This window comes from Rhodococcus sp. MH15 (assembly GCF_019266045.1).
In the GTDB taxonomy this organism is placed as follows: Bacteria; Actinomycetota; Actinomycetes; order Mycobacteriales; family Mycobacteriaceae; genus Rhodococcus_F; species Rhodococcus_F qingshengii.
This window is the reverse complement of the sequence record NZ_LPNP01000081.1, coordinates 82958-96064: the sequence shown is the minus strand read 5'-3', so window position 1 is coordinate 96064 and position 13107 is coordinate 82958. Positions and strand designations below refer to the sequence as shown.

Here is a 13107-nt window from a genome sequence, read left to right as displayed (position 1 = left end):
CCGACGGTGTCCCGCACCCCGGAAACGCGCACCCACCATCGCGAACCGCCAACGCCCGCCGCTGCGGAACTGTCGCCGTTCTCGCTTCCTTGCCGCAGTCGAGCGGAACACCATTCTCGTCCAACAAAATCCGCGTCACGGTGCAGTCGCAGGCGAGCATCCGGGCGGTGTCGATGCTGATCGGGCCCACCCAATCCGTCCACGCGAACCCGAGTTCCTGAGTGGACGGCAGCAAGTCCTTCAAGGACTGCAGATCTGTCATGTCTTTCGCGGACGCGGTCACCGTGATGTGTGGTTTCACTCCGCCTTCGATCGGACCCAACCCCGCCCGCTCGTACCGCCGCAGTAGTTCGCAGAACCCGTCCGCCCGTCGTAATGCCGGAGTACGCGCGTCCTTCACGCCGTCCTTCTCCGGCGTCGGCGCCGACAGGCTCGACAGCAACGTGATCAGACGCGCCCCGTTCACCGCATCCAGATCACCCTTCACCGACACGCGCCCGTACAAGCCTTTCGAGGCGTAGAACTCGTTACGCTCCGAATCCTCGCCGACCGGGACGCCGTCTTCGCGTTTTCCGTACTGCTTCTCGATCCGCCGGATCGCCGCCCGCACCGCATCACAATCGGCAATGTTCTGCGACGCCAACCCCAACAGGATCCCGCGAGCCTTGTCCACATCCGCCAGGGTCATGTTCTTCGGCGGATGCTGACAAAACGACGCCACCTGCCGCGCCTTCAACGCATGAACATCACCCCGGTGAAACGCATCCGCCACCACGGGTTCGAGCATCAACAACCGCGCCAACCCGACCAGCAGACTGCACTCGCCAATCTCCAGATTCGTCGAACCATGCAACCACTGCGCGATCGCCCGAAACCCCTTCCCTCCGAGAACCTCCCGGGAAAACATCTCCACGATCAACAACACCATCCGCGACTGCAACTCGTGCCGGACACGTACCAGATCCAGAACCTCACCCTTGAGGCCCTCACCATCCAGCTGCCACGCTTCCCGACTGTCCATGCCGAAAGTCTAATCGAACATAGTTTCGAATACAAGGAATGAAGAACCGAAACTAGATGCTAATCAACAACTTTCGCATTCCAGGCGAAACGGGCAGGTTCTTGGGTCGCGGGAGTTGCCGCAACTCCGCCACCGATAAAGGGCCGGACAAGATCCAGCGGCAAGGGGAAGACAACGGTGGAGTTGTTCTCACTACCGATCTCGTGAAGCGTCTGTAGATAACGCAACTGCAGGGTGGTCGGGTTGCGGCTGATCACCTCGGCCGCCTCGGCGAGCTTGGCCGAAGCCTGACACTCGGCGTCGGCGTTGATGATCTTGGCTCGCCGCTCTCGTTCGGCCTCTGCTTGCCTGGCGATGGCGCGCTGCATGTTGGCCGGAATCTCGACGTCCTTGATCTCGACGGTCGTGACCTTGACTCCCCACGGCTCGGTCTGCTGATCGATTACCTTCTGCAAGTCCTCGTTGAGGCGTTCACGTTCGGAGAGCAGCGAGTCCAACTCAGCTTTACCGAGAATGGAGCGCAGTGTGGTCTGGGCGATCTGTGAGGTGGCGGCCAGAAAATCCTCGACCTCGACTATCGAACGGTCAGCGTCGACGACCCGAAAGTACGTGACGGCGGTGACCTTCACGGGGACGTTGTCGCGAGTGATCACTTCTTGGACCGGTATCTTCAGCGTGACGGTTCGCAGACTGACCCGCTCCATGCGATCGATCGCCGGCACCAGAATCACCAGACCAGGACCCTTCAAGGGTGATCAGTCGACCGAGGCGGAACACCACCGCGCGCTCGTACTCGCGCAGAACTCTCACCGACATGCCCACAAGGACTGCAATCAGCACGACAAACACGGACAACACGACAAGCACGGTGGTCATAGCGGCAGCTCCCACGGTTCACGACGGCGCACTTTCAGAGTCAGGCCTCGAACCTGCTCTACGACGACGGATTCGCCCACGGCAGGCACAGAATCGTCGTACCCGAATTCCATTCGAGCACGCCATAATCCGCCGTCGAGCTCGACCTGACCCTGCGCACCGATCCAACTGCGAACGGTCGCGTCCGAGCCGACAAGAGATTCCGTCCCCGTACGCACGGGAGCGCGGCGCGCGGTAAGCGCTTTTCGACTCGCTACCGCCACCACGCCCAGGCCGACTACCGCGACCCCCGCCGTCACCGGAATCGCGATCAATTGCCCGATACCGTCGGACGTGAAGAGCATCCACACGCCGGCACCGATCATGAGTGCTCCAAGCGCACCGAGCACCCCCGCGGTTGGGGCATGCGCCTCGACCACGATCAACAGGACGCCCAGCAACAGGGCAACGACACCGATCGTCGTCATCACTCGTCTCCACGCTCGCGAGGACGCGGTCACGTCGCGTAGCCATTGTGCGATCGCGCCCTCGACTTCAACGGTAATCACGTTCGGCCGGATCTGCCACAAGCGCTTTCACATCACGTCAGAGAAGGACCTCACCGATCTGTCGTGCAGTCACCTTGGCAAGGTCGGCGAGAAACGGAATCCGTTCGTCGATCATCAGCTCGACCGGACCACGAAGCCCGAGAGCGTAACGCACAGTGCCGGATCCATCGATGATCGGAATTCCGATCGTTCGGAAATCCGGGGTCAACTCTTCGTCGTTGAATCCGTATCCTCGCTCACGAGTCAGTTCCAGTTCCCGGCGGATACCGGCGACATCGGTGATCGCACGCTGAGTGGTCGCTTCACGTGGCAGCGCAGCCAGCTCGGAATCGTCGACATCGGACCAAGCCAGAAAGGCTTTCCCCAGTGCGCTCGCATGCAAGGGAAGGCGGACACCCTGCAGCACGTGCCCGTCGGCCTCGCGCCACCGACTGAATCCGAGCAACACCACCTCACTTCCGCTTCGCACTGCCAGGGAAGCGGATGCTCCTGTCGTCGCGGCCAATTGCTCCAAAAAGGGCTCGGACAGATAGATCCGATGCTGCCGGTAGGAGACCTGTCCGTAAGCCGCCAGCGCCGCGCCGATGCGATACCGACTGGTTGCGTCGTCCTTCTCGAGAAATCCCGCGTCGACGAGCGACTGCAGCAATCGATGCGTGGTGCTGACCGCAAGCTCTTGTCGCCGCGCAACTTCCGAGACTCCCAGTTCTTCGCCACTGCGAAAACATGTGAGCATGGTCAGGGCACGGGTTACCGTCTGAACTCCCGCGCCGCGTGCGTCCGTCACGAACGATCCTTTCGCTGTGGCCTGATCGACCTGAGAATCGGACGCTAACACGGACCCAGCAGTCCGGCCATCCTTTCCATCAGATGGAAAGGAACCGAACGTGGACCTGCAAAAGCCCAGATGAACAGACTTCCGATGTTGTCAAGATTTCCAATCTCCAGAAAACAAACGGGGGTAAAACGGACAGGCACCCAATAGCGTCATCGTCGTCAGTTCTGACGATTCAACGCCTGAAGGAGCCACATACATGTCCCGCTTCCGCCGACTGCCACGAGCTGCCGCTGCGCTCGCCATGATCCCGCTGGCCGGGTTGGCGGTGGCGTGTGGGTCTTCCGATTCCGACAGCGCCGCAGGCAATTCCAGCGCAGACTTCACGCTCAAGGTCTTCGATCCCGGAAACTCCGGTGCCATCGCCGTCGGCAAGCGTGACGGAACCTACGACGAGGCTCTGGCACCGCTGGGCGCAAAGATCGAATGGGTCAAGACCACACCGGGATTCAGCTCCAACCTCAAACTCTTCAACAGCGGTGAACTCGACATCCAAACCGGCGCATACAGTCCCGTCGTCGGCGCACTGTCCAAGGACGTGGGTGTCCGCATCTTCGCCACGTCCGACCCGTACAACAAGGACCAGGCCGGCATCATCGCCACTCCGGAGTCCGGCATCAAGACCGTCGCAGATCTGGCCGGCAAGCGCATTGCCGTCAACCCTGCAGGCAAGGGCGAGTACATCACGCTCAAGGCCCTGACGCAGGCCGGAGTGCCGATCGATTCCGTCGAACGTGTTCCGCTGCAACAGGCTGACGCGGCGTCGGCGTTCTCCACCGGGCAGGTCGACGCGTGGGCATCGTTCCTGATTCCGTATCAGGAGGCCAAGGCCAAGGGCGCGGTCGAGATCGCAACCGAGGCGAGCATCGACTCCGTGGACAGCACCATCATCGCCGGCCGCACCGTAGTACTCGAAGAGCATCCCGAAGTGGTCCAGAAGTTCCTCGAGGTCACCCAGGAACTCACCGCGAAGCAGCAGGCCGACCCGGCAGCATTCGAGAACGTCTTCGAACAGACCGGTCCGCGCGCACTCTCCGGACAGCGACTCGACGACGCGATCACCCTGGGCGGCCAGATCACCAACTTCCGCTACCCGACTGCAGCCGACGCTACCGACCTCGAATCGATCTCCACGTTGTTCGCCGACAACAAGGTGATCCAGCAGCCGATCAAGGGCAGTGACGTGATCTTCGACCTCCAGGGTGCTGTGGCAGGTTCGGCAGCGGCAGCGCCCACCACCGAGGGGAAGTGACCCGATGGTGACGCTGACCCGGCCCGCACGAACTGCGTCGCCGTCAGTGGAGCATCCGCAACTCGAAACGCCCCGCTACCGCCGCAATCGCAGCAGGCCCAAGTGGGTCTCGATCCCACTCCGCTTCCTCGTGCCCGCGCTGCTGGTTGCCGGATGGTGGATCGGATCCGCTACCGGACTGATCCGCGAAGAGATCCTGGCCGGACCTCCGGCGGTGTGGACGGCATTCGCCGAGCTCTACCAGTCGGGTCAGTTGGTCGACTTCGGTCTCGCGTCGCTTCAACGTGCTGCACTCGGTGTTTCGGTCGGTGTGATCGTCGGATTGGTGCTCGGGGTTCTGTCCGGTCTCTCCTCGCTCGGCGAAGAACTGATCGACTCGACCATGCAGATCAACCGCGCGGTTCCGTTCCTCGCGCTCGTTCCGTTGTTCATCGCCTGGTTCGGTATCGACGAAACCTTCAAGGTAGTCCTGATCGCCGTCGCGACCGTCGCCCCCATGTACGCGTACACCTACCTGGGAGTGCGCGGAGTCGATCGCAAGATGGTGGAAGCGGCACAAGGTTTCGGCCTGACGGGTTGGCGACTGGTGTTCGGAGCGATTCTTCCGACCGCCCTCCCCGGTGTTCTGATGGGGCTTCGAATCTGCCTGTCGCTCAGCATCACCGGATTGATCGCCGCCGAGCAGGTCGGCACACGTGAGGGCATCGGATATCTGGTCACCCTGGCGCAGGAATACAACCGCACCGACTACATGGTTCTGTGCATCGTCATGTACGCGGCACTGGGACTCATCTTCGACGCAATCGTCAGACTGATCGAGCGGTACTCCATGCCGTGGCGGAGATTGTCGGTGGCGCGATGACGAATACAACCATCGGCTCGCTGCCATCCACCGAAGCACCTCTGCCGCCGTTGGCAGCCCGTGAGCGGACCGGCACCACCGCGGCCGAGCGACGTGCCGGATCACCGGTAGCGGTCTCGCTCACCGGAGTACGTAAGTCGTTCGGTGACAAGACTGTTCTAGGTGGTATCGACCTCGAGATCACGCGCGGCGAGTTCGTCGTTCTCCTCGGCCCCAGCGGTACCGGCAAGACAACCCTGCTGCGAGTGCTTTCCGGTTTGGAAGCACCGGACAGCGGTGATGTGCTGGTCCCACGCGACCGCACGGTCGTCTACCAGGAACCGCGATTGATTCCGTCGAAGCGAGTTCTGGCCAATGTCACAGTCGGACAGAAACGGTCACGTCAGGTGACCGACAATGCACGCAACGCACTCGCCGAGGTCAACCTCGCGGACAAGCACCGCGCCTGGCCGGCCACCCTCTCCGGCGGCGAGGCCCAACGCGTCGCATTGGCTCGTGCTCTGGTTCGCGAACCTGAACTATTACTGCTCGACGAACCGTTCGCAGCCCTCGACGCTTTGACCAGGCTCCAAATGCAAGACTTGGTAGGCGATCTGGTCGCCCGCCACCGTCCGGCAGTACTGCTCGTCACGCACGATGTCGACGAAGCCGTACGACTTGCCGACCGTGTGCTCATCCTCGACAAGGGCGGGTTTGCCGTGGATGTCGACATCGACCTGCCACGCCCCCGCGATCGGAACGATCCCGAATCTCTGCGCTACCGAGCGAGTTTCCTGAAGGAACTCGGCGTCGGTCGCACCTTCCCCGACGGACAGGACAGTTATGACATTGATCGCTGATTCCGCAATCGACACACTCTGGTACACCCGCTGCCCCGTTCCCACCGCCAGCGGCCTCGCCAACAGTCTCGGTTGGCTCGACCGGACGGCAAACGAATCCGGAGTGCGTTTCGGCGTACTGCAAGATGCCGGACCGGAATTGGCAGTGCGCCATTTCGATCACCACCTCTCCGGACTCATTCGCGAAGGCGGCAACGTCCCCGCACTGGCCGCGCGTGCCAGTGGTTCTCCGACGAGGCTCATCGGGCTCACCTGGATCGACGAGGCCCAGGCAATCCTGGTGCGCGGAGACTCCGACATCCGAGAAGCCGGTCTTCTGGCAGGCGCTCGGATCGGCATCCCGGCCTGGGCGGCAGATCAGGCCAGGAGCTTTCCCCGTGCCATGGCCCTGCACGGCTTCGCCTCCGCACTTCGACTCGGCGAGTTGAGTTTTGCCGACGTCACTCTCGTCGAGGTTGCGACGACGGCAGCCCCCGAGGTCCGCACCGCCTCGTCCACCCGCAACACGACGTGGGGCGTCGAATCCCTGCTACGCGGCGACGTCGACGCCATCTACGTCAAGGGTGCCCGCGCCCAGGAAGTTGCCCGCGAACATGGCCTCGCCGTTGCCGTCGATCTCGATTCCACTGCATCGCTACGTGATCGCGTCAACAACGGCACCCCACGACCGATCACAGTTCACGCCGACCTACTCGAACAACGCCCGGACATCGTCGTGGGTTTCCTCGCCGAGAGCCTGAGAGCGGCGGACTGGGCCGCAGCCAACATCGACGAGGTCCGAGCCGTTCTGCAGACCGAAACACAGTCGGGGCCCGAAGGTGTGGTGGCAGCGTACGGCGAGAACTTCCACACCGGACTGCATTTGAGCCTGTCTGACGAGCGTGTGGACCTGCTCGGGGTGCAGAAACAATTCCTGTATGCGCACGGCTTCCTTGCCGCCGACTTCGACCTGCAGTCCTGGGTGGCGCACGAACCACTGGAACAGGCACGCAACCTTGTTGCGCAGAAGGGCACAGCAGAATGACGGACGTCTACTGGGAGCTGCCCTCTCGCGGTGACGGACGCCGGGCGGTGGCCGCACTGAACAGTCGCGGCGGCTTCGGGCCGCAGCGACCGACTACCGTTGCGACCGATGTTCGTCCCGGAAACTTCGGGCCCTTCGACGAATTGGCACAGATCGTTCTCGCAGCCGAACTATCGGGCGTCGACGGCGTTGTCGCACCGTACGATCCGAATGGCGAAGAATCCTGGATCGTTGCTGCCGCCGCCCTACGTCAGACGCGTCATTCGCGAGTGGTCGTGGAGTTTCACCCCACTTTCGGCACCCCCGTCTACGCCGCCAAAATGTCGGCGACACTTCAGCGCCTGTCGGCAGGTCGTCTCGAATGGCGAGTGAAGGTAGAGACGGACCCCGAAGACGCCGCTGCTCGCGGCGACGTGGTTCGAGGAGCCGACCGCTACGCGCGCGCCGCGGAGTTCCTGACCGTCGCCCGTGGCGTATGGAACGAGGAGCAGATTCTCCCTGGCGGATTCGGCGGCACGGGTTACGACTTCGACGGCGAGTACTACGACGTACTCGGCGGCGGATTCCGAGGCATCTTGTCGGGACTCCGCTTTCCCCGAGTGCATCTGACCGGGGACTCACCGGAAGCTCTGGAACTCTCGGCCCACCATGCCGATGTCCATCAGTTCACCCTTGCCGGCGGCGAGTTGTCGACACGGATCACCACCCTCGACGACCGAGCATCCGAACTCGGCAGGACCGTCGAGAAGGTCCTGCGCATCCCGATCATCGCGAGGGAAACAGCGGACGAAGCCTGGGCTCGCGTCGAACGGCAACTGAGAGAAGCCGATTCCGCTGCACTCGAGATCGATCGGGGCGGCATCCTGTGGTCCGGATTCGACCGCATCGGCTACGAGCACAGTATCGGCCTCGTCGGAAGCTACGAGGAGGTGGCGCAGCGATTGTCGTCGTATCGCGATATCGGCGTGGACGGTTTCGTCTTGTCCGGTCGGCCACACATCGAAGAGCTGCACCGGGCGGGCGAGCATCTCCTGCACCTGGTCGATCCCGAGGGTCGGATTCGCAAGGAAGAGAAGGCCACCACAGAAGAGAAGGCCACCGCATGAGCATCGATTTCTATTGGCGGATCGGGATGGAAGGCGACCACGCGTCGCTGCGTACTCCGCGTCGCTACAACCGCGGCGATGCCGGTGGATACGGGCCGGGCAACATTGCTCCCGCGATCCGCGGCGGCGAATTGGACGGATACAGCTACATCGACCACATGGCAGCGGTGGCAAAGGCTTCCGAGTCCGCAGGGTTCCTCGGTGGACTTCTGCCGTCTTTCCCGATGACCGAGGATCCGTGGGCGACCGCAGCAGCGTTGGCCGCCGAGACCACCACCTACCGTTTCATGGTCGCGTTCCAACCGGGGTTCCTTCACCCGGTACAGGCAGCGCGGATGTCGGCCAGTCTGCAGCGAGCAACCGGCGGACGTCTGGTTTACAACATCATCAGTGGTGGAGGCGGAGCGCCTCAGCTGTGGTGGGGCGACAAAGTCGACCACGACGATCGCTACACCAGAACGTCCGAGTTCCTCGATGTCCTCAAGGGTGTGTGGGACGGCGAACCTTTCGACTTCGACGGTCGCTTCTTCCAAACCCACGGCGCCGCACTGCCAACCGGACTGGCCGGCCAACCGTTTCCCGAGGTGTACTTCTCCGGATCTTCGGCCGCAGCCGTCGCCGCCGCCGGACTGCACTCCGATTACTACCTTTCCTGGCTGGAGCCGTACGCCGATCTCAGAGCCAAGATCGACGGAGTGCGGGAGAACTCGGCCAAACTGGGACGCACGCCGAAATTCGCCGTACGCATCGACGTCGTAGCCCGGCACACCGAAGAAGCCGCGTGGGCCGAGATCGAGAAAGGCTGGGCCTTCGTCGACAAGGGGGCCGCCGACCGTGCAGCCCAGGGTGACTCGGTGGGCGCCGCCCGCATCAAAGGCTGGGTACCCGAACACATCACCGGCTACCGAGATCTGGAAGTGCAACCCAACGTGTGGTGCGGCTTCAGCCTCATCCGCGGCGGACCGGCGTTCGGACTGGTCGGCAGTTACGAGCAGGTCGCCGAAAGACTCGACGAGCTGCGCGAACTGGGCGTCGACGCCTTCATCCTCGCCGGTAACCCGCATCTCGAAGAGGCATACCGCGTCGGCGAAGAAGTTCTTCCCCTCCTGCAGCGCACCCCGATCACACCTTCTGGACTGGAGACTCGATGACCACCACCGAAACTCGACTCGACACCGATACCGATACCGCAGCATTCGTCGAAGAAGCTCGCAAAGCAGCAGACAAAGCATTCGACGTCTTCCGCAAGACCGGAACCGTTGCAGCCAACGGGACCGTCAACTTCGTCGAACGAGTACCCGGCACCGAAATCGCGGTCGCCCTGAACGATCCGGGACCGTGGGCGAACGATCCGTCGGTGTCACCGGTTGTCGCCACCTTCGATGGAGAGGTGCTGTCCGGCAACGGATCGGCCGGATTTGTCACCGGCTACGCATCGGTCTTCCGTCAGCATCCGGAAATCACCAGCGTTGTCCACATCCACACACCGTGGCTCGGCGGTTGGGCACAGACACATCGGACGCTACCCATCCGCTATGCGGCTTCGCAGAGGCTGACGCTCTCCCGAGAGATTCCGCCGCACATCGATCGGTCCCGTTCTGCAGGCGATTTCATTCTCGAGCGTCTCGAACACGATCCCGATCTGGTGGCGATCTTCGAAGCCAACGGCGGGGTCAACGTCATCGGCCGCAGCGGGTTGCTCGACCTCGCGAAGTTCGTCGTCCTCCTCGAGGAGGGCGCCCAGTTCCAGGCGATCGCCGAATCCCTCGGCGGTTCGGTCGAATTCGATCCGTCCAACCTCGCCGTGCAGTGGGGCCGTAGCGGACTCGCCGACGAGGCGCGTCGACGCGGCCTCATCTAGCCACCCCCATCACTGATTCAGAACAGGAAACCGTAGATCTCATGACCGTTCGCGTCGGATACTTCCCACACAACAATTCGCTGTTCGTACTGCGCCACACCGGAATCCTCGAACGCCGTCTCCCCGATGTCGAGTGGGTGGACCTGCGTGAGCTTCCCGCCAAGCCTGCAGTGAACCCGGAAAACGCCTTGCCGACCCTGCACTCGGACTGGCTGTTCGAGGAGGGCGGATACGACGTGATCGGAACCGGATTCACGCCGCCCGTCACCGGATTGGCTCAGGGCCGCGATCTCGTCTACATCGGAATCTCCGGCCCACGTGTGGAGAACGGGCGCCTGGTAGTCAAGGCAGAGTCCGAGATCAACACGGTTGAGGACCTGCGCGGCAAGCGCGTCGGCATCGCGCACGGATCGTGGCAGACCACACTTTTGTTGTTCGCCTTGGATCAGGCGGGGCTGACCTGGTCCGACATCGTCCCCGTCGACACCGACGTACGCGGTGGTGGAGCGGACCTCGTCGACGGCACCATCGATGCCTGGGTTGGCGCGTACCCGGGGCTGACGGACATCGAAGCGAACCACGAACTGCGCACGCTGATCGCCACCGACGGACTCTTCAGCCACCCCTCACTGTGGTTCACCCGGCGCGATTTCGCGGATACCAACCCGGAGGCCCTCCAGGCGATCATCGAGGCCCTGCAGGAATCCGACGCCTGGATCGAAGCCAACCCCCGCGAAGCCGCCCAGGTCTTCGTCGACGACGTCGAGAAGCGTGGCGGGTCCGCGAGCCTCGATGCCTGGGAAGCTGCACTGCGCGGACGTCCTTTCGGTGTCAACCCTGTCACCGACGAGTTCCTGGACGAGCAGCAGCGCGCGGCCGATCTCCTGCTGAGCAACGGACTACTGCCGAAAGCGGTCACCGTCCGCGAAGCAGTCGTGCCGTGGATCAGCGAGTTCGTCGGTTCGGATCGTTCGTCGATCTGAGGACCCACTCCTGACAGATCCGCTTCACACGTGACAGATACCGAACGGTCTGCCATTGTGAAGGAATGCGGCGGCGCGTGGGTGAGAGTTGGTCCACGCGACCAGTCTCAGGGGTAACCCCTGGGTCGGCCAGAAGAATTGGATACTGCGTCCACCGGCGTTCGGCACGCTCCGCGTGCTTGCCGCCGCACCGGACAAAGGATTTGGTCACCCCGCCCCGTCGCATCCCGGAGTCGGATCATGCGTGACTTCGAGCTCGATCCCGAGTTGGCGCGTCGTCTGGCCGTTGCGGCCGCTGACGCTCCGTGGACCCTCAGCGGCCTCGAGGAGGCATTCGGAACCGTCTTCGGCGTTTCCCCGACGCTCCTGGCCGTGCGCGTTCTCGACCTCATGCCCGCCCCACCGTTCGAACCGCAGACTCTGTACCGATTGCTTCGCGAACTACCTCGCCTGCGGCCTGTTCCCCTCTCACTGGACACCAATGAAACCTCGGTGTGGCGGTTCGACGTTCCCCGCTACAACACCAGTGTGGACCTGGCTCGTTCACTGGATCTGACGATCTCCGAACTCGAGTGGTTCGCCGACCGAGGGGAATGGCTCCGCACGAAACCCCGACCGCTACGCCACTACCGGCCGATGCAGATCAGCAAGAAGGCCGGCGCTCGCCTCCTCGAGGTACCGAAACCCCGATTGCGCGAAATTCAGCGGAAGATCCTGCGCCGCATCCTCGACCTGGTGCCCCCGCACGACGCGGCACACGGATTTGTCCGTGGTCGAAGCCCTCTGACTTTTGCAGCGCCGCACGCACAGTCGGAAATCGTGATCGGCGCGGACCTCGCGCAGTTCTTCCCTTCGATCAGCGGCAGCCGCGTTCATGCCGTCTTCGCCGCCCTCGGCTATCCACCCGCAGTGGCAGGCGTTCTCACCGGATTGTGCACTGTTGCAACGCCTGCCGATACCCTGCGCGGCCTACCGTATGCACAGGCATCACAGCTACGCACCGCGCATCTTCCGCAAGGCGCACCCACTTCTCCTGCACTGGCGAATCTCGTCGCACGCAAACTCGACATCCGCTTGAGTGGACTCGCACAAGCGAACTGGCTCACCTACACCCGATACGCCGACGACCTCGCGTTCTCCGGAATCGAAGTAGCCGACGTCGGCACCCTCCTCTGGACGGTCGAGCAGATCGCCAGAGACGAAGGGTTTGCCATCCATCCACGAAAGACCAAGGTGATGCGCCCTCATCGACGCCAACACCTCACCGGGCTGGTGATCAACGACCAACCCTCGTATCCGCGCGACGACTACGATCGCTTGCGCGCCCTGCTGCACAATGCCGCCAGTACTTCTGCGCAGGAACAGAATCGGGATGGCGTGGAGAACTTCCGCGCCCACATCTACGGCCGGATCGCGCACATCGGCGAAACCAGCACTACACGCCGACGCACATTGCTGCGCCTGGCTGAACGTGTGGATTGGGACGGTTAGTGCCCGCGAGCAGTCAGACCCGCGGGGTGTAGGCCATGCATTCGACCTCCATGTGCGCACCCAGTGCCAGTCCGTCTGTTCCGAACGCACTGCGGGCCGGCAGTCTCGACGCCGGGAAATACTCGAGGTAGACCTTGTTGAACTCCTGCCAACGAGACATGTCGTCGAGCATGACAGTGCATTTGAAGATTGCTTCGACGCCGGAACCGTAAGCGATCAGCGAAGCCACGATGTTCTCCATTGTCTGACGAGCCTGCGCTTCGAAGCCGTCGGCCAAAGTCCCGTCCGGGAGCATGCCGATCTGACCCGACAGATACAGAACGTCTCCGACGCGCACTCCGGTGGAGAACGGCGTATCGAAAGCGGGTGGTATGAACTCGACGGTCTGAGATGAATCCATTAGATCTCC

Annotated in this window: 13 protein-coding genes and 1 pseudogene; 9 read left to right on the top strand and 5 right to left on the bottom strand. The window is 62.8% G+C overall.

Going from position 1 to position 13107, the window contains the following annotated elements:
* The 4 genes and pseudogenes from ATN37_RS29570 to ATN37_RS29555 form a co-directional block, all read right to left on the bottom strand.
* Nucleotides 1–1021: DUF222 domain-containing protein (locus tag ATN37_RS29570; RefSeq protein ID WP_256933556.1), on the bottom strand; the 1021-nt coding region annotated here is incomplete at its 3' end.
* Between the two features lie 59 nt (nt 1022–1080).
* Nucleotides 1081–1897 (bottom strand): annotated as a pseudogene (locus ATN37_RS29565) (slipin family protein).
* Nucleotides 1894–2364 (bottom strand): NfeD family protein, encoded by a 471-nt coding sequence (locus ATN37_RS29560; protein ID WP_081558894.1) that lies wholly within the window; start codon nt 2362–2364, stop codon nt 1894–1896. The pseudogene ATN37_RS29565 and the gene ATN37_RS29560 overlap by 4 nt, the downstream one beginning before the upstream one ends.
* Before the next feature lie 118 nt (nt 2365–2482).
* Nucleotides 2483–3232 (bottom strand): IclR family transcriptional regulator, encoded by a 750-nt coding sequence (locus ATN37_RS29555; protein WP_042448211.1) that lies wholly within the window; start codon nt 3230–3232, stop codon nt 2483–2485.
* 247 nt (nt 3233–3479) lie between these two features.
* Here ATN37_RS29555 and ATN37_RS29550 point away from each other — a divergent pair, with 247 nt between their 5' ends.
* The 9 genes from ATN37_RS29550 to ATN37_RS29510 all read left to right on the top strand — a co-directional run bounded on the left by ATN37_RS29550 (nt 3480) and on the right by ATN37_RS29510 (nt 12698).
* Nucleotides 3480–4532: an NrtA/SsuA/CpmA family ABC transporter substrate-binding protein gene (locus ATN37_RS29550; protein WP_050656908.1), complete on the top strand. Its 1053-nt coding sequence runs from the start codon at nt 3480–3482 to the stop codon at nt 4530–4532.
* 4 nt (nt 4533–4536) lie between these two features.
* Nucleotides 4537–5394, top strand: coding sequence for an ABC transporter permease (locus ATN37_RS29545; protein WP_003946011.1), 858 nt, complete (start codon nt 4537–4539; stop codon nt 5392–5394).
* Nucleotides 5391–6233, top strand: a complete 843-nt coding sequence (locus tag ATN37_RS29540; protein ID WP_081558895.1) for an ABC transporter ATP-binding protein — start codon at nt 5391–5393, stop codon at nt 6231–6233. The genes ATN37_RS29545 and ATN37_RS29540 overlap by 4 nt, the downstream gene beginning before the upstream one ends.
* Nucleotides 6217–7257 carry an ABC transporter substrate-binding protein gene (locus ATN37_RS29535; protein WP_007735503.1) on the top strand — a complete coding sequence of 347 codons (1041 nt, stop codon included), beginning with the start codon at nt 6217–6219 and terminating at the stop codon, nt 7255–7257. The genes ATN37_RS29540 and ATN37_RS29535 overlap by 17 nt, the downstream gene beginning before the upstream one ends.
* Nucleotides 7254–8363, top strand: a complete 1110-nt coding sequence (locus ATN37_RS29530) for an LLM class flavin-dependent oxidoreductase (protein WP_030537944.1) — start codon at nt 7254–7256, stop codon at nt 8361–8363. The genes ATN37_RS29535 and ATN37_RS29530 overlap by 4 nt, the downstream gene beginning before the upstream one ends.
* Nucleotides 8360–9514 (top strand): LLM class flavin-dependent oxidoreductase, encoded by a 1155-nt coding sequence (locus ATN37_RS29525; protein ID WP_007735501.1) that lies wholly within the window; start codon nt 8360–8362, stop codon nt 9512–9514. The genes ATN37_RS29530 and ATN37_RS29525 overlap by 4 nt, the downstream gene beginning before the upstream one ends.
* Nucleotides 9511–10224 (top strand): class II aldolase/adducin family protein, encoded by a 714-nt coding sequence (locus ATN37_RS29520; protein WP_030537945.1) that lies wholly within the window; start codon nt 9511–9513, stop codon nt 10222–10224. The genes ATN37_RS29525 and ATN37_RS29520 overlap by 4 nt, the downstream gene beginning before the upstream one ends.
* A 41-nt stretch (nt 10225–10265) precedes the next feature.
* The gene (locus tag ATN37_RS29515) at nt 10266–11207 is read left to right on the top strand and encodes an ABC transporter substrate-binding protein (RefSeq protein ID WP_003946000.1); all 942 of its coding nucleotides are present in this window, start codon (nt 10266–10268) and stop codon (nt 11205–11207) included.
* A 240-nt stretch (nt 11208–11447) separates the two neighbouring features.
* Entirely contained in the window at nt 11448–12698 is a 1251-nt protein-coding gene (locus ATN37_RS29510) for a reverse transcriptase family protein (RefSeq protein WP_080726578.1), read from the top strand.
* Between the two features lie 13 nt (nt 12699–12711).
* Here ATN37_RS29510 and ATN37_RS29505 read toward each other — a convergent pair whose 3' ends face one another.
* Complete coding sequence (locus ATN37_RS29505; RefSeq protein ID WP_003946047.1) at nt 12712–13098, bottom strand: RidA family protein; 387 nt, start codon at nt 13096–13098, stop codon at nt 12712–12714.
* Nucleotides 13099–13107: the final 9 nt, after the last annotated feature.

Bases quoted from the DNA above. Each gene is read 5' to 3' on its own strand.
- ATN37_RS29530 (WP_030537944.1), top strand. From the start codon at position 7,254: ATGACGGACGTCTACTGGGAGCTGCCCTCTCGCGGTGACGGACGCCGG.
- ATN37_RS29525 (WP_007735501.1), top strand. From the start codon at position 8,360: ATGAGCATCGATTTCTATTGGCGGATCGGGATGGAAGGCGACCACGCG.
- ATN37_RS29510 (WP_080726578.1), top strand. From the start codon at position 11,448: ATGCGTGACTTCGAGCTCGATCCCGAGTTGGCGCGTCGTCTGGCCGTT.
- ATN37_RS29515 (WP_003946000.1), top strand. From the start codon at position 10,266: ATGACCGTTCGCGTCGGATACTTCCCACACAACAATTCGCTGTTCGTA.
- ATN37_RS29535 (WP_007735503.1), top strand. From the start codon at position 6,217: ATGACATTGATCGCTGATTCCGCAATCGACACACTCTGGTACACCCGC.
- ATN37_RS29545 (WP_003946011.1), top strand. From the start codon at position 4,537: ATGGTGACGCTGACCCGGCCCGCACGAACTGCGTCGCCGTCAGTGGAG.
- ATN37_RS29520 (WP_030537945.1), top strand. From the start codon at position 9,511: ATGACCACCACCGAAACTCGACTCGACACCGATACCGATACCGCAGCA.
- ATN37_RS29540 (WP_081558895.1), top strand. From the start codon at position 5,391: ATGACGAATACAACCATCGGCTCGCTGCCATCCACCGAAGCACCTCTG.
- ATN37_RS29505 (WP_003946047.1), bottom strand. From the start codon at position 13,098: ATGGATTCATCTCAGACCGTCGAGTTCATACCACCCGCTTTCGATACG.
- ATN37_RS29550 (WP_050656908.1), top strand. From the start codon at position 3,480: ATGTCCCGCTTCCGCCGACTGCCACGAGCTGCCGCTGCGCTCGCCATG.
- ATN37_RS29560 (WP_081558894.1), bottom strand. From the start codon at position 2,364: ATGACGACGATCGGTGTCGTTGCCCTGTTGCTGGGCGTCCTGTTGATC.